Genomic DNA, 21,584 nt, shown 5'->3' with positions numbered 1-21,584 from the left:
TTTATTCCTTAATCAAATGAATTTTTAGCCATTATTTTGTAATGCTTTGAAAATACTCGAATTATCTGCCTTCTCAGATACAACAATATGGGTCCAGCCAATACTTTTGGCCAATGCTGCAATACGTTGACTTACTGTCACTAAACGACAATTTAATAACCAACTTGCCTCCGCATTTGGCACAAGCGCCACTAAATAATTTAAAATCTCTAAGCTTGTTACAACAATTGTATCTACACCAATACGCTGACATAGACTAATCTGTTCTAAATTATTATATTCAACAGGTGTTCGTTGATAGCATTCTAACATTTCAACTTTAGCGCCTCGCAAAACGACTTGTTCAGCAACGAATTCGCGACCACCATTACCACGCAAAATCAGCACATTTTTACCTTGTAAATCCTGCATTTGTGGCAAATCCAACAAACCTTCACTATTTTCTTGCTCAATAGGATAATGCACTGAATTTCCCGTTTGACTCGCAAAATATTCTGCAGTTCGTTGTCCAACGGTAAAGTAATGTAAATCTGCACGCCAATAGAAACCTGCTGAACTTAAAGTTCGCTGTGCATATTCCACAGCGTGTTGAGATACGACAAAGACATAATCACCAGCGTTCAATTGTTGTAATTTATTGGGTAGTTGATTTAATTCTTGTCCTGCGACGATAGAAATAAGTGGTAAGTGGATTGCCATAGCCCCTGTTTTATTAAGCATATCAACAAGCTGTTTTCCTCGCTCACCGGGACGCGTAATTAAAACTGCCATTGACTCTCCTTTCTATCTTTCTCTCAACTATGATTGACAAATAGCTTGTAAAATCTTATCTGCACCCTGTTGTAATAATTGCTCTGCAATATTAATGCCTAATTCTTCCGCTTTTTGTACCGCACTTTGAGATAATTCAAGCTCTGAAGATAATGTAATTTACAAATAATCCCTTTCCACCAATTTTGGCTAATGGAGTATCTAAAATGACATCCCCCTTTGTGACGATAGGAATGAGCTCTACGCTTAAAAGAGGATAAAATCGTTGCAAGCAATCTTTGACATAAGTTGCTTACCATAATGCTAATGGACTTTGTCGAGTAGCAATTTTTACGGTCTTTTTAATATTCATCGCATAGAAATTTAGATTAGACTTGTAACCGCAATATCCTATCACTGTTGCTATTAAATGTCAGTGTAGATTTAAATTTTTGCTCGAATTTTTTGCTTTCACACAAGGGGAGTGATAGAGTAAGCGCGATTAATTTATCCAAGTAGGGAATAACTTGAAATACGATCTCCAAACAGCGAAGAAACAAGTTGAATTTATTGATCAATTACGTTTAGAAAGAGCATTGGCCTCAACTTCAGTAAATTTCCAACAAGTATTACAACTCATTACCTTATTACTACATATTAATCATCCATCAATGGCTGGTTACATCCCAGAGGCACCACATGGTATCGCTGACTTTGAGTTGTCAGACTATCAGCAAAAATTTCTAGCAACTCATCTTACCCATAGCGATTTTGAGCACCTGAGCGATCATTTAGCACAATTAGAAAACCTAACTTATACGCCTATTTTAGGTGTTTATGTTATGGGGAGTATCGGCTCTATCAGCCAAACACCAAATTCAGACTTAGATATTTGGATCTGCCACAGAGAAGATCTTAGCCTAGAAGAAAAAGAACAACTCACGCAAAAAAACAATAAACTACAACAATGGGCAAAAAATCTTGGCGTGGAAATTAATCTCTACTTAATGGATCAACAACGCTTTCGTAGTTTTCGTTATGCCGATGCGCTAACCTCAGAAAACAGTGGCTCTGCACAATATATGCTCTTACTAGAGGAGTTTTATCGCTCCGTTATTCGCCTTGCTGGTAAACCACTTCTTTGGTTACATCTAAAAGTAGAAAATGAACAAGATTATGGTTCCGAAGTCAATCGCTTAATAAAAACCAAACAGATAAATATAGAAGACTGGGTAGACTTTGGTTGCCTTAGTGCTTTTTCGGCAAACGAATATTTCGGTGCAAGTTTATGGCAATTATACAAAGGTATCGACTCGCCTTATAAGTCTGTTCTCAAAATCTTGCTGCTAGAAAGCTATTCTTATGAATATCCAAATACGCACTTAATTGCACAAGAATTCAAGCGCCGCTTACTCAATAATGATCTTAACTATCATTATGACCCTTATTTAGCCATGCTAGACCGTGTGAGTGCATTTTTAACTCATTTAAAAGAATTCAAAAGACTAGATTTTGTCAGACGTTGCTTTTATATGAAAGCCAGTGAATACAGCTCTCAAAAACAAGAAAACAATTGGCGTGTAGAAAAACTGAATCAACTCATACAGCAGTGGAACTGGTCTGACAGACTTATTCAGAACTTAAACCAACGCAAAACATGGAAAATAAAAAAAGTTAAGGAAAGTCATAACGACCTGATGCAATACCTTATGTTTAGCTACCGAAATCTCATCAATTTCGGGCGCAAATATAATGTGAATGCGAGCATCATGCCGCAAGATATTTCGATATTGACCAGAAAACTTTATACAGCATTTGAAGAGCTGCCAGGAAAAATAACTTTGCTAAATCAGGCCATTTCCTTGGATTTATCAGAACCCCACTTAACTTTTATTGAAGTAAAACAAAGTAAATTCTTTAAAGCTGGGTGGTATCTAGTAACACAAAAACCAGATGTGCAAGGATTTTGTCAAAAACGTTATATGGAGTATGGCGAAAATCTAAATAAACTTGTCGCATGGGCTTATTTCAATGGTCTACTTACACCAACCACTTCATTGTATATTCATAGCAATAGCGTATCAGTAGAAACTCTGCGCCATTTTGTTGCAGATTTACGCTTATCTTTTCCTGCCACAAGGGCTACAAAGGCGACTAACGAAGAATTAACACAACAATGCGAAATTAAAAATCTCTTTGTCACTGTTAATTTAACTAACGACCCAACAAGGCATTTACTACAAAGTAAATCCACGATTTTACCAAGTGATTTATTCAGTTTCGGACCTTCAGAGGAAAGTCTTGTAGGAAGTATTGATCTCACTTATAGAAATATCTGGAATGAGATCCGCACTTTACATTTTGAAGGTGCAAATGCCATTTTATTAGCCCTAAAAGTGCTATCAAATAAAATTTATCCTGGATCGACACCACCTCAGTCAATTAACGTTTTTTGTTATAGCCAACATTACCAAAAAACGCTACGCAATATTGTCCAAGTATTGTTCAAAAAATGCATTGAAATACGTATTGGTGATGCTGATGCACCAAAAAACAACATGCTACGAGTAGCTGGTAAAAACTGGCAATTCTTCTTTGAGGAGCGTGGTTTAAGTTTACAAGAAATGCACAATGCCTCAATTAATAATAGCGTCTTTGATAATGAGCTACGCAATACAATTGAAGAAAAAGAAACCGCACTTTTATCAGAGCAAAAACATTATCCTTATGAGATGGATGCTTTTGCAAGTGAAGGTTTCCTACAATTTTTCTTTGAAGATAACGAGGATAAAAGTTTTAACGTGTATATTTTAGATGAACAAAACCATATTGAAATTTATCGACGTTGTGAGGGTTCTAAAGAACAGAAAATTCATGAGATAAATCAAATTTATCAATCAGCAAGCTTGGATCAACACAACAATCCATATAAAATCGTGCAACATAATTTTAACTATCCACAATTTTATCAATTATTACCAGATTGCAATGGTGGAACAAAAATCGTGCCTTTCCACAGTCGCCTTGCACTCTCATAATAAGGGGGGATAATCAATGTCTGACAAAACAAAAGTGATATTAATTGACGATCATCCTTTGATGCGTCGAGGTATCAAACAACTACTTGAGCTAGATGAGTCTTTTGAAGTGATAGGTGACGCAGGAAGTGGAAGTGAAGGTGTAAATTTGGCATTGCAACTTGAGCCAGATTTAATCATTTTAGATTTAAATATGAAAGGATTATCAGGACTAGATACATTAAAAGCGCTACGCACAGAAGGAATTGATGCAAGAATTTTAATATTGACAGTATCTGATGCGAAAAATGATATTTTTAATTTAATTGATGCTGGAGCTGATGGCTATTTACTAAAAGATACTGAACCAGATACCTTACTCTCACAAATCAAACGTATTTCGCAAGGTGAAGTCATCCTCAGTGACTCTATAAAAAATTTATTATTAGAACGCAAAAATGATGAGGACCCAATTTATTCTCTTACCGACCGAGAAATGAATGTCTTAGAACTCATCGCTACAGGATTATCAAACAAGCAAATTGCAGGTCAATTATTTATTTCTGAAGAGACAGTAAAAGTACATATTCGCAACTTATTGCGTAAACTCAATGTACATTCCCGAGTTGCTGCAACAGTTTTATATTTCCAATATAAAGGAATGTAAATTTAACATCTTCACAAAGCAAAAGAGCGGTAAAAAAACACCGCTCTTTTTGTTGTTACTTAATCAACTAAGCTACTTCACTTAATTTCACTGGACGACCTTCATCCAAGGATTTTTTCGCTGCAATAGCGATTAATACTGGTTGTAAACCATCGTTTCCGTTAACTAAAGTTGGTTTGTCATTTACCACTGAGTCAACGAAACACGCCATTTCATCTGCAAAAGATTGCATATAGCGTTCTAAGAAGAAGTATTTAGGTTTTTCTGCAATCACACCATTTACATTGGATAAAATCGCTGTTGACGGGGTATCGTTAGCAGTTTGGATAGCACCTTTAGAACCAAATACTTCAGCACGTTGATCATAACCATAAACAGCTTTACGGCTATTGTCGATCACTGCGATTGCACCATTTGCTAGTTTTAAAGTAATCACTGCGGTATCAATATCGCCTGCTTTACCAATTTCTGGATTAACAAGCACACCACCAGCGGCATAAACTTCTGTTACTTCGCTGCCTGATAAATAACGCACCATGTCAAAATCATGGATAGTCATATCAAAGAACATACCGCCAGACACTTTCACATATTCAATTGGTGGCGCATCTGGGTCACGAGAAGTAACACGAATAACATGAGGTTCGCCAATATCACCATTCACTACCGCATCTTTAATCGCTTTGAAGTTGTGATCAAAACGGCGGTTAAAACCAACTTGGAATTTAACGCCAGCTTTTTCAACTTCTGCTAATACTTGTTGAATACGACCTACATCTGCATCAATTGGTTTTTCACAGAAAATATGTTTGCCCGCTTGTGCTGCTTCAATAGAAATTGGCGCATGAGTATTGGTTGAAGAACAGACTAAAACCGCATCAATTTCTGGATCTTGTAGAATTAATTTGTAATCTTCATAGACATTTGGAATTCCCATTCCTTTTGCCCATTCTTTTAATTCTTCTGTTACACGAACATCAGAAATTGCTTTGATTTCAGCACCTTTTACGTATTTTGTAATACTTTCTGAATGTACACGACCGATACGGCCAGCACCAATAATACCTACTTTAATCATGTTAAACTCCTGCCACTTCTTTAATATATTTACGACCTTTAATTGCATACTCTAATGGGTTTGCAATTGCTGGATCTTGTTCAGCTTCAACAACCATCCAACCTTTGTAATCATGTTTTTCTAAAATATCAAAGATTGGTTTGAAATCGATAACGCCGTCGCCCGGAACAGTAAATGTACCTTTTACAACACCTTCTAAGAAACTGAGATCATTTGCTTTTACTTCTGCCACAACTTCATCACGTACGTCTTTTAAGTGAACATGTACAACACGATCAATGTATTTTTCTAATACATCTAACATCACTTGTTGTGAGCCTTCTGAATAATAAAGGTGACCAGAATCGAATAATAAATACACATCATCATTAGTGATTTCCATATATTTATCAATTTCTGCTGGAGTTTGAATACCAGTACCCATGTGGTGATGTAAGCATACTTTCATGCCTTTTTCTGCAGCTAATTTCGCAAGTTCATTATAGCCTTCTGCAAGTAATTGCCATTCAGCTTCAGTGAATACTGTTTTCTCTTTGAAAATCGCTTTTTTCTGACCTTGAATACTGCGGCTTTGCTCAGAACAACCAATCACTTTCGCACCCATTGCGTGCAAGAAATCACGGTGTTCAATAAAACCTTTGATAGTTTCCTCTTTTTTACCGTCAACAAAGAAGGTACTAAACCAAGCATTACAAATTTGGATACCACGTAAATCTAATTTACGTTTTAATACTTCAATATCACGCGGATATTTACTTCCTACTTCACTGCCAGTGAAACCAGCTAATGCCATTTCACTTACACATTGTTCAAATGTATTCTCTTTACCAATTTCTGGTAAATCGTCATTTGTCCAACCAATTGGTGCAATACCCAATTTTACATTTTCAGCTTTCATATTGTTGTCCTTCTTAAAAAGAATGAATAAATCTCGGATTATTTGGGAAGATAGGCTCTATTGAGCCCATCAGGTTAAATTAGTAACGTCTTGCCGCATCAATATGCTCAACTGCATCTTCATAAGCAGCTTTGATTTCCTCTTTGTTTGACACTTCCGCCACACCAACGTGCCACCAACTGTCATAGCCTTTTGCCATCGTTTTCGGCAATACTTTAATATCAATTAAAGTAGAAACTTGTTGTTGTTTTGCATCGGCTAAAGCTGCACGCAATTCTTCTTCAGTAGTGACTTGATAAGTTTTACAGCCATAAGATGCTGCGTTCATGGCAAAGTTAACTGGAACAAAGCCACCATCTAATTTATTAGTTTTCTCGTTTCTGAAACGGAACTCCGTAGCAAAGCTATCCATACCATGACCAATTTGTAGATTATTGATACAGCCATTTGTCATGTTATCAAATAACACTACGTTAATTTTTCTGTTTTCTTGAATGGAAGTCACTAACTCAGAATGTAGCATCATGTAAGAGCCATCGCCTAATAAGGTATAAACTTCACGATGTGGTTCTGCAATTTTAACCCCAAGCGCTGCGTTTACCTCATAGCCCATACAAGAATAGCCATATTCTAAGTGGTAAGTATTTTCGCCTTTAGATTGCCAAATACGTTGTAAATCGCCTGGTAAACTACCTGCTGCTGCAACGATCACGTCATCGTTACCTAAAGTTTCATTTAAAATACCAAGCACTCTTGTTTGTGCTAAACAAGAATTTGTCATATCCATAAACTCAGCATAAACCGCATCACGATCTAAACGGTCGTCAATTTCAGGCACGAAATCTTTACCGGTATAAGTCACGTTATGAACACGTGCTAATTCAGTAGCTAATGCTTGTTTTGCTTGAGCAATTTTATCGCCCCATTGAGATTGATAGCCTGTTGTAGCTAAAAGTGCGGTCAATTTCTCTAATGTTTCTTTCGCATCAGCTGTTACTTGAACGCCATCTAATTTATAAGCATCAAAACGCGCTATGTTGATATTTAAGAATTTTGCTTCGTCAGTATTGAAAATCCATTTAGAGCCCGTAGTGAAGTCTGTATATCTTGTACCTATACCAATGACTAAATCTGCTTCTGGTGCTAATAAGTTAGCTGCCACACAACCAGTTACACCAACGCCGCCCATATTCAAATAATGCTCAGAAACCACCGCACTTTTACCTGCTTGTGTTTCTGCAAATGGAATATTATAGATTTCCGCAAAGGCTTTTAATTGTTCTGCTGCCTCAGAATAACGCACACCACCACCACAAATAATCAATGGTTTTTTCGCATTTTGAATTAAGGTTAAGGCATCTTGTAACATTGCCTCTGTTGGTGGCGTACGCTCAATACGATGAATACGTTTTTGTAAGAAATGCTCAGGGAAGTCATAAGCCTCAGCTTGTACATCTTGTGGTAAAGCAATTGTAACCGCCCCTGTTTCCGCTGGGTCAGTTAATACACGCATTGCATTGATACAAGCTGTCATTAATTGCTCTGGACGACTCACACGATCCCAGTATTTGCTCACTGCACGGAAAGCGTCATTGGTGCTAATACTTAAATCATAAGTTTGCTCAATTTGTTGTAGCACAGGATCTGGCTGACGCGTTGCAAAAACGTCACCAGGTAAAAGAAGAAGTGGAATACGGTTTGCTGTCGCTGTTGCTGCTGCGGTAATCATATTTGCTGCACCTGGTCCAACAGAAGAAGTACAAGCATAGATTTGTTTACGTAATTTTTGTTTTGCAAATCCCATCGCAACGTGAGCCATGCCTTGCTCATTACGTCCTTGACGCACAATTAACTCGCCACTATCTTGTTCAAGGGCTTGTCCTAAACCGAGCACATTACCATGACCAAAAATCCCGAAAATACCTTCAACGAATTTTGTTACTTTGCCATCAAACTCGATATATTGGTTATCAAGGAATTTTACTAAGGCTTGTGCAACCGTTAATCTCACAGTCTTCATCTTCATCTCCTAATCAGGTTATTGAAATTTTTTGACTATATAATCACATTTCCATTTCAAATAAAATAAAAATGAAAAATAAATTTCATTTTTGTGGAGCCGATCAAATTTTTGAAATTTAAATGAGGATTTAAAGGTAAAATACCTAACATATAAATGCACTTTAGCACACCATAAATACGGCATACTATTAATGAAAAGAAGGAAAAAGAAATGCAATATACATTAATTACAGGGGCAAGCTCTGGTATTGGTTATGAAATGGCGAAACATTATGCAAAGCAAGGCGAGCCATTGATTTTAGTTGCTCGCCGTGAAGACATTTTGCAAGAACTACAACAGCAATATCCTCACACCAAGATTGAAATTATTAAAATGGATCTCTCAATGCCTGAGAATGCAAAACTCATTTTTAAACAAACGGAAGAAAAAGCATTATTTGTACATCGACTAATCAATAATGCAGGCTTTGGCGAATTTGGCGAGTTTTGTCATAGCGATTTAGAGAGAGAAATTGCAATGGTAAATCTTAATATTCAAGCATTGATGATTTTGACAAAATGCTATTTGCAACCAATGAAAGCAAGAAATCGAGGGGAAATTCTTAATGTATCTTCCATTGCTGGTTTTATGCCCGGACCACAAATGGCGGTATATTATGCAACAAAGGCATTCGTAACTTCTTTTTCAAAAGCTTTAAGCTACGAGCTAAAAGACACCAATATTCGCCTATCAATTTTGGCTCCCGGCCCAACAGATACGGAATTTGTTAAATCCGCAAATTTAGCTAACTCAAATTTATTTGAGCGCTTAAAGGCTCAAACAGCCAAAGAAGTAGCTGATTATGCTATTCAGCACTTAGGAAAAAAACTCGTCATCATTCCAAAATTCTTCAATAAGCTGTTAGCTTTTAGCGCACATTTGACACCTGATTGGCTATTATTGAAAATTGTGTCCTATATTCAAAACAAAAAATAGCTATGCTAATGACGCTGCTTTGTAACAAGTGCAAATTATTTTTAAATTGGTACCGCTCTTTCAATTAACTATAAAGCACTTGTGTGGTCACGAGTATTAGCATGACAATTCTTAGACAAAAAAATAGCAACTACGGAAGTTGCTATTTTTTCTCTAGATGATTGATTAACTCGCTTTTCTACGACGTTTTAAGGTATCAATTAATACCGCAACAACGATAATCAAACCTTTGATAATTTGTTGCCAGTATGGGTCAACACCAAGCATATTTAAGCCTTTGTTTGTTGTACCGATAATTAACGCACCGATTACACACATTGGGATTGTACCAATACCACCACTTAAAGATACGCCACCGATAACTGCCGCCGCAATCGCATCAAGCTCCCAAGCCAAACCATAAGAAGGGTTACCCGCGTAAGTACGAGCTGCTAATAATGCGCCCACTAAACCAGATAATGCGCCTGCGAAAACATAAACCCAGATTAATGTTTTAGTAGTGTTGATACCACAAATTTTCGCTGCATTTAAGTTTCCACCAACCGCATAAACATGACGTCCGAAAGTTGAGCGGCTAAGTAAGATATGTGAGCCAATAACAATCACAATATAAACTAACACTAAGCCCGGTAAACCAAAGAAATCCACATCAGAAATCCAAGTAAATGCTTCTGAAGAGGCATCAATTGGACGACCTGATGAGTAAAGTTGAGCACCACCACGGGCAATAATCATCATACCTAAGGTTGCGATAAATGGAGGAATAGAACCGAACGCAGTTAAACCACCGTTAATTGCTCCCAATAGTGCACCTAACGCAATTGAAATCGCGAAAGCAAGTAAGGCTGAACTTACTGCATCGCCCCCAGTTACGATTGACGCCGCCACAACAGAAGTCATCGCCACCATAGAACCAGAAGATAAATCGATACCTGTTGTGATAATGGCGAAAGTTACCCCGATTGCAATGATCCCGAACATTGAAACTTGTTCAATAATGCTCCAAACAGTACGAGCAGAGAAGAAACCATCAATAGATGCAGATAATGCTAAAAATAAAGCAATTAAAATAAACACCATTCCATAGGCGTTCAATATTTTTTTAAGAGTAGCATTTGACATAATAAATACCTCAATTTGTTATTCTAAGAGAAATCTTGTTACGCTTGACCTAAACCAGACGCTAATTCAAGCACACGTTCTTGGGTTAATTCTTGTTGTGGAATAATTCCTGCAATATGACCCTCATGCATTACCATCACTCTGTCACTCATTGAAAGAAGTTCTAGCATATCTGAAGTAATCATAATGATAGTCTTACCTTGTTTTGCTAATTCCACCATTAATTTATAAAGCTCAGCTTTTGCCCCAACATCAATACCTTTTGTTGGTTCATCTAAAATTAAAATATCTGGCTCAAGTAGTAACCAACGAGCCAATAACACTTTTTGTTGATTTCCCCCAGATAAATTATTGGTAATCACTTCAACATTTGGCGCTTTGATTTTTAATTTCTCTTTCTGATCGTTTGCTGATTTTTGTGCTTTTATAACTGACACCAAAAAGTTTTCCAAATAAGGTGACATTTTCGGCATGATCATGTTGTCAGTAATACTTAAATTTAAGAATAATCCTGTTAGCTTACGGTCTTCTGTTACAAAACCAATCTTATAATCCATTGCATCTAGTGGGGTTTTAATATTGGCTTTTTTGCCATGAATATAAATTTCTCCGCTATCTGCTGGTTTATATCCAAATAAGCCTTCTACAATTTCAGAACGCCCTGCACCTACAAGCCCAGCAATACCAAAGATCTCCCCTTTTCGTACTTGGAAATTAACATCATAATATTTACCTTCTCGAGTAAAGTTTTTAATTTCAAGTACAACTTCATCAGAAATATCAATACGCTCACGTTTGAACATTTCTGACATATCACGCCCAACCATCATAGAGATTAATTCATCTTTGGTAACTTCTGATGCAGGTTTAGTGCCTACATATTGACCATCACGAATAACGGTTATTTCATCAGAAACACGGAACACTTCATCTAACTTATGAGAAATAAAGATGATAGCAATTCCACGTCGTTTTACGGTTTCAATAATTTTATAAAGTTGCTCAACTTCAACTTCTGTTAATGCCGTTGTTGGCTCGTCCATAATAATGACTTTGGCATCATTAGAGACAGCAGTCGCAATCGCAACTAATTGTGCTTTTGCCACAGAAACATCTGACATTTTTGCGGTAACATCCATCGGAATTCCTAATTCGTTTAAGATTTCCTCTGCTTTACGATCCATTTCCTTTTGGTTTAAAAAGAACTTACCGCTTGTGATTTCTCGTCCAAGATAGAAGTTATCTGCGATAGTTAAATTACCCGCTGGAGAAATTTCTTGTGGCACCATTGTCAAACCAGTACGAATAGCATCAATAGGTGCACTTGGTTTAAAAGGTTTATCATCTAAAATAAGTTCTCCACCGGCATCTGGGATATAAATACCGTAGAGAATTTTCATTAGAGTTGATTTACCTGCGCCATTTTCGCCCATTAACGCATGGATTGTCCCACGTTTAACTTTTAAGTTAATGCCATCTAATGCCTTAACCCCAGGGAATGTTTTAGATACATTCCGCATTTCTAGAATGTACGGAGAACGACTCAAATCATTCATTTATAACTCCTTATCTTACAACTCAAAATCAGTTTATTTTTATTGTCGTATCAATAATTGAGGTGAGTGATGTAGAAAAGTGCGGTGTCTTTTCTTACTGTTTTAAACTATTTATATTTATCAATATATTGAGCTTTTTTATCAGGTGTAACTAATTCAAAAGGAATAAAATTAAATTTAGGTACTGCCTCACCTTTCGCCGCTTTATATGCCATTTCTGCACTAGCATACCCTTGACCTGATGCCGATTGGTAAATGGTTGCATCTAAACCTTTACCTAAATACTCTAAAGCATCAGGAGTAGCATCTAACCCAACAATCAACATATCCTTATCTGCAATGCCTTTTTTACGAGCAGCAAGCAACGCACCAATTGCCATTTCATCATTATTGCTAATTACTACATCAATTTTTTGACTACCAGATAATAAATTCTCTGTAATATCAATGGCTTTTGCTCTATCCCACTTACCTTCTTGCTTACTAAGCACTCGAATTTCAGGATGGTTCTTCAGAATATTTTCATTTCCCTCGGTACGCTTGATTTGTGCATCCCAACCCAAAGGTCCCATTAAAATAATGGCATTTGCTGGCTTACCCTTTAACTGCTCAACAATAAATTTTGCTTGCATTTCTCCACCAGTAATTTCTTCTGAGCCGACATAGCTAGCAATATATTTCATATCTTCATCTTTAGGTTTATTAGTTACCACCACTAACGGAATCTTCGCCTTTCTAGCTTTAACACCAATAGCTTTAATAATATCGCTATCTGTCGGCATAACTAATAACGCATCAACGCCTGAATCAATGAAGGTTTCAATATCACTTAGCATTCTTGCTGGATCTGAATTTGCATCTGCATAACGGAAATTAACATCAGCTTTTTCCTGATCAAATTTCTTCATGGAGTCTTGTAAATAAGTAGGATATTTATCTGATAGGCTATACATAGCAACGCCAATGGTTAAATGCTTAGCCGCAGCAATTGGAGAAAATAAAGTCACACCTAATAAAAAAGGTAATAATTTTTTTAACATCGCCTTGTCCTCTAAATAATAGCTATCAATACTGCATTATTTGATTAAGATAAAAGGGTAGGTACTGCTCTACCCTTTATATTTGTTAAAAAAGATTATTTATATTTCGCTTGATATTCTTCTTTTTTATCTGGAGTCACTAGCTCAAATGGAACCCATTTAACATTTGGCACTTTTTCGCCTTTAGCAGCTAAATAAGCCATTTCTGCACCAGTGTAGCCTTGACCTTGAGCAGATTGGAATACTGTTGCATCTAAACCTTTACCTAAATACTCTAAAGCATCAGGAGTAGCATCTAAACCAACAATAGTGATGTCTTCATCTTTGATACCTAACTTACGAGTTGCAAGGATTGCACCAATAGCCATTTCATCGTTGTTACTTACAACAACATTAATGTCTTTGTGTCCAGCTAATACGTTTTCTGCAATAGCTAACCCACGGTCACGCTCCCATTTACCTTCTTGTTCACTCGCCACTTTAATATTTTTGTGTTGTGCAAAAATTTCTTTGTTACCTTGAGTACGTTTAGTTACTGCATCTTGTCCCAATGGTCCAAGTAAAATAAGACTTTCTGCATTTTTGCCCGCTAAGGTATCAACGACGAAGTTGCCTTGAATACGACCACCTTCAATTTCATCAGAACCAACGAAACTGGTGACATACTGCATATGTTCATCATTTGGTTTACGGTTTACCACGATTAAAGGAATACCTGCTTTTTTCGCTAATACACCAATACGTTTTACTACGGTTGGATCTGTTGGAACAATAAGTAAAGCATCAACATTTTGATCAATAAAGTTCTGAACTAAATTTACTTGGATGTTTGGGTCGCTATTTGAGTCCGCTAATTTGATTTCTACATCATCATGTTTTTTATCAAAATCACGAACCGCATCTTGAAGATAGGTTTGCCATTTATCAGCAAAAGAATTCATTGGGGCACCAATAACATAATTTTTTGCTGTTACAGCTTGAGAGGTTAATAAGAGACCGCCACATAACATAGCTAATAGTGTTTTCTTCATAATAATGCTACTCCTAGAAAGTTGAGTTAATCACTACATTCTGAAATACAACTATATTCCAATTGAAGAAATATAAATTCCAAAATTAAAACAATTTGAAATAAATTGTTTAAAACAATATGTAACATTTTTCAATATATTGAGCAATGATGAAGTTAAAATTTTGTGAACAAGATCGCCTTTTTGAGCAATTTTTTTTGAAAATTAGAGCTAGATAACATTTTGAATTTATACAACAAAAAAGGTCGAGTTCTTAAACTCGACCCTTCTTAAACCATCACAAAAGTGCGGTATAAAATTACGCAATTTCTTCTACATTAATCCAGCGTTTTTCTTCGCAAGATTGTGCTATAGCATCAAGTACACGAGAAACTTTGAAGCCTTCTTCAAAGTCAGGATACATATTGCGATTATTCGCTAGACCATTGACTAAATCACGGATTTCAACGGTTTTTTGATCATTAAAACCAATACCATGACCAGCACTTACACAGAAGTTTTTATAATCTGGATGTAGTGGCCCAGTTAAAATAGTTTTAAAGCCTTGGCGAGCTGGATCTTCATCATGAATGTAAAGTTTTAACTCCGCCATACGTTCTTGTGTATAAGTAATGGTGCCTTTTGTTCCTGTAATGACATAGCTCAAGCCCATTTTGCGTCCACACGCAATACGAGAGGTTTCGATTGTACCCATACAGCCATTAGCAAAACGAACCATAGCAGTGGCTTGGTCTTCATTTTCTACTGGTAAACGTTCAGCAAGATTTTTGGGATTTGGACGATCTTTAATCACTGTTTCCATATCGCCAATCACTTTTTCAATATCACTGCCTACCAAGTATTGTGACATTTGCACAATATGTGCAGCTAAATCGCCTAATGCTCCCAATCCTGCTTTTTCACGCACACAATGCCAATCTAATGGCGTTTTATCTGATGCTAAGTAGTCTTCGTTATGGGTTCCATAGAAATGGATTACTTCACCAATTTCGCCACGTTCAATAATTTCACGAGCAAGTTGGGTGGTTGGGTTTTTGATGTAATTAAAGCCGACAAGGGTTTTTACGCCTGCTTTTTCTGCTGCTTCATACATGACTTTTGCATCAGCTGCTGTAAGTGCAAGTGGTTTTTCAGAATAAACGTGTTTACCATTCGCAATAGCAGCTAAAGCGATTTCTTTATGTAAGAAGTTTGGTGTGCAAATATCAACTACATCAACATTTGGATCTGAAACCACATCTCGCCAGTCCCCTGTTGAACGATTAAAGCCAAATTCTTGTGCCTTTTGTTGTGCAAGTTCTGGGGTTATTTCAGCTAGATACTCTAAAACTAATTCCGCTTCAAGCGGAAAAACAGTTGGTGCTTGAGCATAAGCAATAGCATGACAACGCCCAATATAACCTGTTCCAATTAAACCCACTCTGACTTTTTTCATATTAAATTTCCTTCTATTACAAAAGAAGATAGTTAAAAAACTATCTTCTTTTACATTAACTCAACTTTTTATCCTGTAACCTAATTATAGGGTTGGCATACTAAATGCAGCTTTTGATTCAATTTCTTTTTCTGGCCAACGAGTTGTCACAGTTTTCATCTTCGTATAGAAACGAACACCGTCTGGACCATAAGCATTTAATGCGCCATAAGCAGAGTCTTTCCAACCACCGAAGCAATGGAATGCCATCGGAACTGGAATTGGAACGTTCACGCCCACCATACCTGCTTGTACTTGATATGTAAATTCACGAGCCGCCGCACCATTGTTAGTAAAGATTGCCGCACCATTACCGAATTGATGTTCGTTAATAAGTTTCATTGCTTCTTGGAAGCTTTTCGCACGGACAATACCTAACACAGGACCAAAGATTTCTTCTTTGTAAATGGTCATTTCAGGGGTTACATGATCGAATAAGCAACCACCGATGAAGAAACCATTTTCATAGCCAGCAGGGAATTTATCACGACCATCAACAACTAAGGTTGCGCCTTCTTCCACACCAATATCCACATAACGTTTAACGTTATCACGATGTTGACGAGTAATTAATGGACCAAAGTCATTTTCTTTTTCGCCTTCTTTAGTTAAGCCTGAACCATAACGTAATGCTTCTACTTTTGGTTTTAACGCTGCAACTAATTTATCTGCAGTTTCATCATCAATAGTTACTGCTAAAGGTAATGCCATGCAACGTTCGCCCGCTGCACCGAATGCTGCACCTAATAATGCGTTAGCTGTTGCTTCAATATCTACATCTGGCATAACTAAGCCATGGTTTTTCGCCGCACCTAATGCTTGAACACGTTTACCATGTGCAGAACCAATCGCATGAACGTGTGCTGCTGCTGTAGTTGAACCTACGAAACTGACTGCTTTCACACGTGGATCACGTAATAAAATTTCATTATCTTGACGGTCGCCATGCACAACGTTAAATACACCGTCTGGAAGTCCAGCTTCTTTTAATAACTCAGCTAAACGAATTGATAAAGATGGGTCAGCTTTCGCTGGTTTTAAAATAAATGTGTTACCGCAAGCAAGTGCAATTGGGAACATCCACATTGGCACCATTGCTGGGAAGTTAAATGGTGTAATACCAACACAAACACCAAGAGGTTGCATTGCTGAGTGAATATCAATACCACGACCAGCTTGCTCAGAGAACTCACCTTTTACTAAGTGTGGAATACCGCAAGCAAACTCGACAACTTCTAAACCACGAGTTAATTCGCCTTGTGCATCAGAGAAAACTTTACCATGTTCTTCGGTAATTAAACGTGCTAAATCATCCCAATCACGCTCTAATAATTGTTTAAATTTAAACATTACACGAGCACGACGAAGTGGAGATGTTGACGCCCAAGCTGGAAATGCTTTTTGTGCAACTTCAACTGCTTCATTCACTTCTTCAGCAGTACTCATCATTACTTGACGAATTTGCTCACCAGTTGCTGGGTTATAAATAGGCCAAGCTTTAGTACCTTTACTTGCTACTTGTTTACCATTAATAAAGTTTAAAACCGTTTCCATTATTTTCTCCTTATGTATTTTGGATCAATTACAAAGCATTTTTGCTATGTGTCTAGGGTAGATCAATGAAATAAAATTTTCAATTCATTTCAATAAAAACGAAACATTTATTTCATTTTTGTGATCTAGATTGGATTTTTTGTTAAATCTATCTACTTAACTAAGCAAAATTTAATCGTAGCAACTCTTGGCAAATAGAAGGATTAATAAAATCGTAAATTTGTATCCCTCTAAAACTACGTTTTGCTAATTGCTGCCATAATTGGCTCGCATATTTATTTAACTGTTCTGCATAAGCATCGGGATACTGTAATTCCCCATTGGTTGCACTAATATGATTTAGCAATAACTTGTCTAAATCCACTATTCCACTTTGTTCAACTAGACTTTTAATTGCAAGGGATTTTTCTTCCAATGTCGGTCCATTCCATAAATCCTGCAACAAAATTTGGGCATTTTCATGCCAATTAGCTGCCCATAGATCTCCATTGATTTTATTTACCAACATATTTGGTGGGGCACATTCAATAGGAATAATCTTTCCAGCCGCTTGTGCAATCCTTGGCCATATTGGATTACCATCTTGTGCAATTTGTGATTTATCCCAAGCATAAAACAACGATTTATATTGCTGTACCTTGGATAATAAAGCTTCTGCATATTCAGGAAAATCATCTTTCTGCTCATTGGCATTTTGAATACGCATTAACACAAACTCTTGCGGATTTTTTTGTAAAAACTCACCGCACTTTTCAAAAATTTCCTCTGCACTAATATCGCTAATCCATTCTCGATGTGCTGCCACCATTTCCCTACGTAAACGAATATCTAAAAATCGCACGCCACAATCCAATTGCTCCGCAAGAGATAGATCTTGCGTTCGATAATAGCGCTCATAACAAGTTGATGTGGCAGAATCATGAGTACCTGGAATCATTAACTCAGTGATGCGAAGATCGGGATCACATTCTGTGATCCACCGACTTCCAACTATATTTTGGCTATTCATCACAACCACCTATTAATTCTTAGTTTCTGCTTGTTTCTGTTTCATTTTGATTAAAGTATGAGACATGAAAACAGAAATTAATGCTAGAACAGCAAGACCAAAGAAAGCACAGGCTAACACTTGTGTATCAGTTAAATAAGAGCGAATAATTTGTCCTGTTGCATCTTTTGCAGGCGATTTGACCAAGCCACCCAATACGATTGGTGCCAATAAAGCAGGGATATAACCGATAGTAATCGCGAATGACATAGCTGCTGATGAATGTTTTTTATCCACGCCCATTTCACCAATTGGCGCATAATAAACACCTCGAATCATAAAAATACAAGCAGATGCACATAACATAAGAACGACAAGCGTCCAGAACATACCAGAAGAAATTAAGCCGACTGGTGTATTATCTGGAACATAACCATCAGCATATAAAGAAATATCTGGGTGATTTGTAAAGAAGATAATGCCAATCACAGTCAAAATAACCACTAAGATAATTTGCATTACTCGCATAAAATGTGCGGTTGAAGAAAACACTTTTTCCACTAGCACAGAAGAAACTAAAGGTAACATTCTCAAGGCAATGACTACTGTGGCAAAAACCGCAGCCGCCACCGCACTTGTACCGTATCCACCTTGTAAGAAACGCGCAAAATAGGTTCCTGCTGCAACAAAGGCACCATAAATACAGAACACATTAATTCCAGCAATCCATACAACAGGTAACTTAGCCACACGAGCAACACCTTGAATAGCCTCTTTAGTGGTATTCACTTGAGTATCTTCATCTCCCACTTTTTGATCTTTAGGCACGATAAAGAATACGGCAATACCAGTAATAATCACGATAATACAGCTGGTCATCATCATCGCTTTTGGACCTACTTTATAATAGAGCATCACTGTCCATAGCAATGAAATAAGGAAGGCAAGTAAACCACGACCGAATTCAAATAAACCAAATACCATACCTTGATGTTTTTCTGTGGTAGAAATTCTTAGGGCTTTGAAGTTGGCTGGTTTAAACAACACCTCACTAAAAAATAACATGGAGAAGAAACAGGCAAGTAACACTGGCATACTTAAACCCGGAGATGAAAGTGTCAGGAATAACGAAATTCCACCAACACCAACAGTAGATAACAACATAATGGAGCGAATAGAAAAACGATCACCAACCCAGCCTAAAGCAATAGTTCCTAAAATAATAACTAGCCCTTGCATAGAGTATAAATAACCCGCTTGTTGATCGGTAACACCTAAAGCAGCAGGGAAACCACCAGGCACACTATTACGAATATCCCAGAAGGCATAAATTAATTGTGCATTGACGGTAATCAAAATGAGTTGGAAAAATGAGGCGGGGGTAAAACCATATTTTTGCAAAAAGTTGTTCATACAAAACTCCTTATTTTGGTTGATAGGATGTCTATACCACTAAATTCTGTAAAACGCCTTGTTATGTACAGCAAAAATCACATAATAAAATCAGAAATGAAAAATATTTATCAAATTCTACAAAAAATAAAATAATTATTTTGTGATCTACATTTGATTTTTATATATTTCTCATAGCGAAATTTACTAAGTGCGGTATGATTTCGGCTAAATTTTTTGAACATGATCACATAGGGGGAAAGATGAGTTATTTATTATCTAAATCACGCAAAAATAATCCAGCCGCTAATGGCGAAGTACAAAAAGTGACACCAGAAAGCGCTGGTTGGGAATATGTTGGCTTTGAAACCTACCATTTACAAGAAGGCCAAACATTAAGTTTTAACACTGAAACAACCGAAGCTTGTTTTGTTCTACTTGGTGGTAAAGCAACTATCGTAGCTGGTGGTGAAACATATAACAACATTGGTAATCGAGCAACACCATTTGAAAAAATTCCACCATATTCAGTTTATGTACCTCATCATCAACAAGTAGAAATTAAAGCTGAAACTTATTTAGAACTGGCAGTTTGTCGTGCGCCAAGTAATGGCAACTTGCCTGTCCGTTTAATTACACCAGAACAAGTTGGTGTGGAACAACGTGGTTTCGGCAACAACAAACGACTAGTGCATAATATTCTGCCAGAAACAGAAACCGCAGATGCGTTATTGGTTGTTGAGGTATTTACTGACGAGGGAAACACCAGCTCTTATCCAAGTCATAAACATGATCAAAAAGATAGCCCAAATGAAACTTACTTAGAGGAAACTTATTATCATCGTTTCGATCCACCACAAGGATTTGCGATGCAACGTGTTTATACGGACGACCGCACTTTAGACGAATGTATGGCGGTATATGATGGTGATGTGGTACAAGTACCAAGAGGCTATCACCCAGTTGCAACTATCGCGGGCTATAATAACTATTATCTGAATGTAATGGCAGGTCCTGTGCGTAAATGGAAATTCACTTGGGAACAGGATCACCAATGGGTTAACAGCCCTGCTTACGCAGATAAATTCAAATAAAATAAACAGTTAAACAAAAAGCGGAAATTGTTATCTTCAATTTCTTTTGATAGCGCCCGTGTCCACACGGGTGCTGTTATTTATCTACTTCATCTTCACATTCACAAACAGAACAAAACATCACGATAGGGCAACGCAAGCCCCTTTCACAAATAATTGATCGCATGAAAAACAATATATAATCATGATATTTTTGCGATCTCTATCGAAAAATAAGCACAAATAACTATCCAATTCAGCATATTCCACTAAAGTGCATTTAGTTTTAGCAGAGGTGTGAAAATATGAGTAGAAAATACAAAATGAAAAATCCTGATGGTGCTTACTTCGTTAGTTTTGCAACTGTATATTGGATAGATGTTTTTATTCGAGAAATATATTTTGAAGCAATTATTCAATCTCTGGAATTTTGTCGAAAAGAAAAGGGGATGATTTTATATAGTTACTGTATCATGCCAAGCCATGTCCATTTGCTATTCCAAACTAAAAATCAAAATCCGACAGAATTATTACAAAGTTTCAAACAGGTAACAGCTAAAACTATATTGAAACTAATTAAAGATAATCCACAAGAAAGTCGCAAAGAATGGCTTTTATGGATGTTTGAACGAGCAGGAAAGAAACAAGCAAATATCCAAAAATATCAATTTTGGCAACATCATAATCAACCAATAGAAATTTATTCACAAAAGTTCTTTGAAGAAAAATTAAACTATATTCATCAAAATCCTGTTACAAGTGGATTTGTTTCTGAAAGCTGGGAATGGAAATATAGCAGTGCAAGAAATTATTGTGACTTGATAGCTGTATTAGATGTTGATATAGCATATTGATTACCATGCTAGAACTCAATTTATACGAGCGATAATATTCTTACAGCTCTTATAAAAACTGGGGCACCCGTGTGGACACCACACCTGTTCGA

At 36.8% G+C, this 21,584-nt stretch carries 17 protein-coding genes and 1 pseudogene; 5 read left to right on the top strand and 13 right to left on the bottom strand.

The annotated features are described in order from the left end of the window. Positions 1–24 precede the first annotated feature (24 nt). Both B0186_RS00090 and B0186_RS00085 read right to left on the bottom strand, forming a co-directional pair. A complete protein-coding gene (locus B0186_RS00090; protein ID WP_078217362.1) occupies positions 25–771 on the bottom strand; it encodes a uroporphyrinogen-III synthase in 747 nt (248 codons plus the stop codon). Between the two features lie 160 nt (positions 772–931). Beyond that, positions 932–1,123, bottom strand: a pseudogene (locus B0186_RS00085) (hydroxymethylbilane synthase); the annotation flags it as partial. 154 nt (positions 1,124–1,277) lie between these two features. On the opposite strand from B0186_RS00085, the gene B0186_RS00080 reads away from it, so the two are divergent. Together B0186_RS00080 and B0186_RS00075 are read left to right on the top strand one after the other, a co-directional pair. Next, positions 1,278–3,788: a class I adenylate cyclase gene (locus B0186_RS00080; RefSeq protein ID WP_078217361.1), complete on the top strand. Its 2,511-nt coding sequence runs from the start codon at positions 1,278–1,280 to the stop codon at positions 3,786–3,788. Positions 3,789–3,804: 16 nt separating this feature from the next. Beyond that, the gene (locus B0186_RS00075; RefSeq protein WP_078217360.1) at positions 3,805–4,434 is read left to right on the top strand and encodes a response regulator; all 630 of its coding nucleotides are present in this window, start codon (positions 3,805–3,807) and stop codon (positions 4,432–4,434) included. 67 nt (positions 4,435–4,501) lie between these two features. Here B0186_RS00075 and iolG read toward each other — a convergent pair whose 3' ends face one another. The 3 genes from iolG to iolD all read right to left on the bottom strand — a co-directional run bounded on the left by iolG (position 4,502) and on the right by iolD (position 8,430). Next, a complete protein-coding gene (iolG, locus tag B0186_RS00070; RefSeq protein ID WP_078217359.1) occupies positions 4,502–5,512 on the bottom strand; it encodes an inositol 2-dehydrogenase in 1,011 nt (336 codons plus the stop codon). Between the two features lies 1 nt (position 5,513). Continuing rightward, the gene (iolE, locus tag B0186_RS00065) at positions 5,514–6,410 is read right to left on the bottom strand and encodes a myo-inosose-2 dehydratase (protein ID WP_078217358.1); all 897 of its coding nucleotides are present in this window, start codon (positions 6,408–6,410) and stop codon (positions 5,514–5,516) included. Positions 6,411–6,489: 79 nt separating this feature from the next. Then, the gene (gene iolD / locus B0186_RS00060) at positions 6,490–8,430 is read right to left on the bottom strand and encodes a 3D-(3,5/4)-trihydroxycyclohexane-1,2-dione acylhydrolase (decyclizing) (RefSeq protein ID WP_078217357.1); all 1,941 of its coding nucleotides are present in this window, start codon (positions 8,428–8,430) and stop codon (positions 6,490–6,492) included. Positions 8,431–8,643: 213 nt separating this feature from the next. On the opposite strand from iolD, the gene B0186_RS00055 reads away from it, so the two are divergent. Continuing rightward, positions 8,644–9,408 (top strand): SDR family NAD(P)-dependent oxidoreductase, encoded by a 765-nt coding sequence (locus B0186_RS00055; RefSeq protein WP_078217356.1) that lies wholly within the window; start codon positions 8,644–8,646, stop codon positions 9,406–9,408. 165 nt (positions 9,409–9,573) lie between these two features. On the opposite strand, the gene B0186_RS00050 is transcribed toward B0186_RS00055, so the two are convergent. The 8 genes from B0186_RS00050 to B0186_RS00015 all read right to left on the bottom strand — a co-directional run bounded on the left by B0186_RS00050 (position 9,574) and on the right by B0186_RS00015 (position 19,586). Then, positions 9,574–10,530, bottom strand: a complete 957-nt coding sequence (locus B0186_RS00050; protein ID WP_078217355.1) for an ABC transporter permease — start codon at positions 10,528–10,530, stop codon at positions 9,574–9,576. Between the two features lie 38 nt (positions 10,531–10,568). Next, the gene (locus B0186_RS00045) at positions 10,569–12,086 is read right to left on the bottom strand and encodes a sugar ABC transporter ATP-binding protein (RefSeq protein WP_078217354.1); all 1,518 of its coding nucleotides are present in this window, start codon (positions 12,084–12,086) and stop codon (positions 10,569–10,571) included. A 107-nt stretch (positions 12,087–12,193) separates the two neighbouring features. Next, a complete protein-coding gene (locus tag B0186_RS00040; protein ID WP_078217353.1) occupies positions 12,194–13,126 on the bottom strand; it encodes a sugar ABC transporter substrate-binding protein in 933 nt (310 codons plus the stop codon). Between the two features lie 95 nt (positions 13,127–13,221). Continuing rightward, positions 13,222–14,157 (bottom strand): substrate-binding domain-containing protein, encoded by a 936-nt coding sequence (locus tag B0186_RS00035; protein ID WP_078217352.1) that lies wholly within the window; start codon positions 14,155–14,157, stop codon positions 13,222–13,224. Positions 14,158–14,455: 298 nt separating this feature from the next. Beyond that, positions 14,456–15,592: a Gfo/Idh/MocA family protein gene (locus B0186_RS00030; RefSeq protein WP_078217351.1), complete on the bottom strand. Its 1,137-nt coding sequence runs from the start codon at positions 15,590–15,592 to the stop codon at positions 14,456–14,458. Between the two features lie 84 nt (positions 15,593–15,676). After that, positions 15,677–17,185 carry a CoA-acylating methylmalonate-semialdehyde dehydrogenase gene (locus B0186_RS00025; protein ID WP_078217350.1) on the bottom strand — a complete coding sequence of 503 codons (1,509 nt, stop codon included), beginning with the start codon at positions 17,183–17,185 and terminating at the stop codon, positions 15,677–15,679. A 160-nt stretch (positions 17,186–17,345) separates the two neighbouring features. Continuing rightward, positions 17,346–18,194, bottom strand: coding sequence for a PI-PLC domain-containing protein (locus B0186_RS00020; RefSeq protein ID WP_078217349.1), 849 nt, complete (start codon positions 18,192–18,194; stop codon positions 17,346–17,348). Between the two features lie 12 nt (positions 18,195–18,206). Continuing rightward, positions 18,207–19,586 (bottom strand): MFS transporter, encoded by a 1,380-nt coding sequence (locus B0186_RS00015; protein ID WP_078217348.1) that lies wholly within the window; start codon positions 19,584–19,586, stop codon positions 18,207–18,209. A 242-nt stretch (positions 19,587–19,828) separates the two neighbouring features. Here B0186_RS00015 and iolB point away from each other — a divergent pair, with 242 nt between their 5' ends. After that, positions 19,829–20,659: a 5-deoxy-glucuronate isomerase gene (iolB, locus tag B0186_RS00010; RefSeq protein ID WP_078217347.1), complete on the top strand. Its 831-nt coding sequence runs from the start codon at positions 19,829–19,831 to the stop codon at positions 20,657–20,659. A gap of 284 nt (positions 20,660–20,943) precedes the next feature. Beyond that, positions 20,944–21,492, top strand: coding sequence for an REP-associated tyrosine transposase (locus B0186_RS00005; protein ID WP_078217346.1), 549 nt, complete (start codon positions 20,944–20,946; stop codon positions 21,490–21,492). Positions 21,493–21,584 lie beyond the last annotated feature (92 nt).

The organism is Canicola haemoglobinophilus (genome assembly GCF_002015075.1).
Taxonomy (GTDB): domain Bacteria; phylum Pseudomonadota; class Gammaproteobacteria; order Enterobacterales; family Pasteurellaceae; genus Canicola; species Canicola haemoglobinophilus.
The sequence above is the reverse complement of the archived record's forward strand: the minus strand, read 5'-3'. Positions and strand labels throughout refer to the sequence as shown.

What these genes read in the sequence shown, in the direction of transcription:
- B0186_RS00090 (WP_078217362.1), bottom strand. Translation starts at nt 771, where the DNA reads ATGGCAGTTTTAATTACGCGTCCCGGTGAGCGAGGAAAACAGCTTGTT.
- B0186_RS00075 (WP_078217360.1), top strand. Translation starts at nt 3,805, where the DNA reads ATGTCTGACAAAACAAAAGTGATATTAATTGACGATCATCCTTTGATG.
- iolG (WP_078217359.1), bottom strand. Translation starts at nt 5,512, where the DNA reads ATGATTAAAGTAGGTATTATTGGTGCTGGCCGTATCGGTCGTGTACAT.
- iolE (WP_078217358.1), bottom strand. Translation starts at nt 6,410, where the DNA reads ATGAAAGCTGAAAATGTAAAATTGGGTATTGCACCAATTGGTTGGACA.
- iolD (WP_078217357.1), bottom strand. Translation starts at nt 8,430, where the DNA reads ATGAAGACTGTGAGATTAACGGTTGCACAAGCCTTAGTAAAATTCCTT.
- B0186_RS00055 (WP_078217356.1), top strand. Translation starts at nt 8,644, where the DNA reads ATGCAATATACATTAATTACAGGGGCAAGCTCTGGTATTGGTTATGAA.
- B0186_RS00050 (WP_078217355.1), bottom strand. Translation starts at nt 10,530, where the DNA reads ATGTCAAATGCTACTCTTAAAAAAATATTGAACGCCTATGGAATGGTG.
- B0186_RS00045 (WP_078217354.1), bottom strand. Translation starts at nt 12,086, where the DNA reads ATGAATGATTTGAGTCGTTCTCCGTACATTCTAGAAATGCGGAATGTA.
- B0186_RS00040 (WP_078217353.1), bottom strand. Translation starts at nt 13,126, where the DNA reads ATGTTAAAAAAATTATTACCTTTTTTATTAGGTGTGACTTTATTTTCT.
- B0186_RS00035 (WP_078217352.1), bottom strand. Translation starts at nt 14,157, where the DNA reads ATGAAGAAAACACTATTAGCTATGTTATGTGGCGGTCTCTTATTAACC.
- B0186_RS00030 (WP_078217351.1), bottom strand. Translation starts at nt 15,592, where the DNA reads ATGAAAAAAGTCAGAGTGGGTTTAATTGGAACAGGTTATATTGGGCGT.
- B0186_RS00025 (WP_078217350.1), bottom strand. Translation starts at nt 17,185, where the DNA reads ATGGAAACGGTTTTAAACTTTATTAATGGTAAACAAGTAGCAAGTAAA.
- B0186_RS00020 (WP_078217349.1), bottom strand. Translation starts at nt 18,194, where the DNA reads ATGAATAGCCAAAATATAGTTGGAAGTCGGTGGATCACAGAATGTGAT.
- B0186_RS00015 (WP_078217348.1), bottom strand. Translation starts at nt 19,586, where the DNA reads ATGAACAACTTTTTGCAAAAATATGGTTTTACCCCCGCCTCATTTTTC.
- iolB (WP_078217347.1), top strand. Translation starts at nt 19,829, where the DNA reads ATGAGTTATTTATTATCTAAATCACGCAAAAATAATCCAGCCGCTAAT.
- B0186_RS00005 (WP_078217346.1), top strand. Translation starts at nt 20,944, where the DNA reads ATGAGTAGAAAATACAAAATGAAAAATCCTGATGGTGCTTACTTCGTT.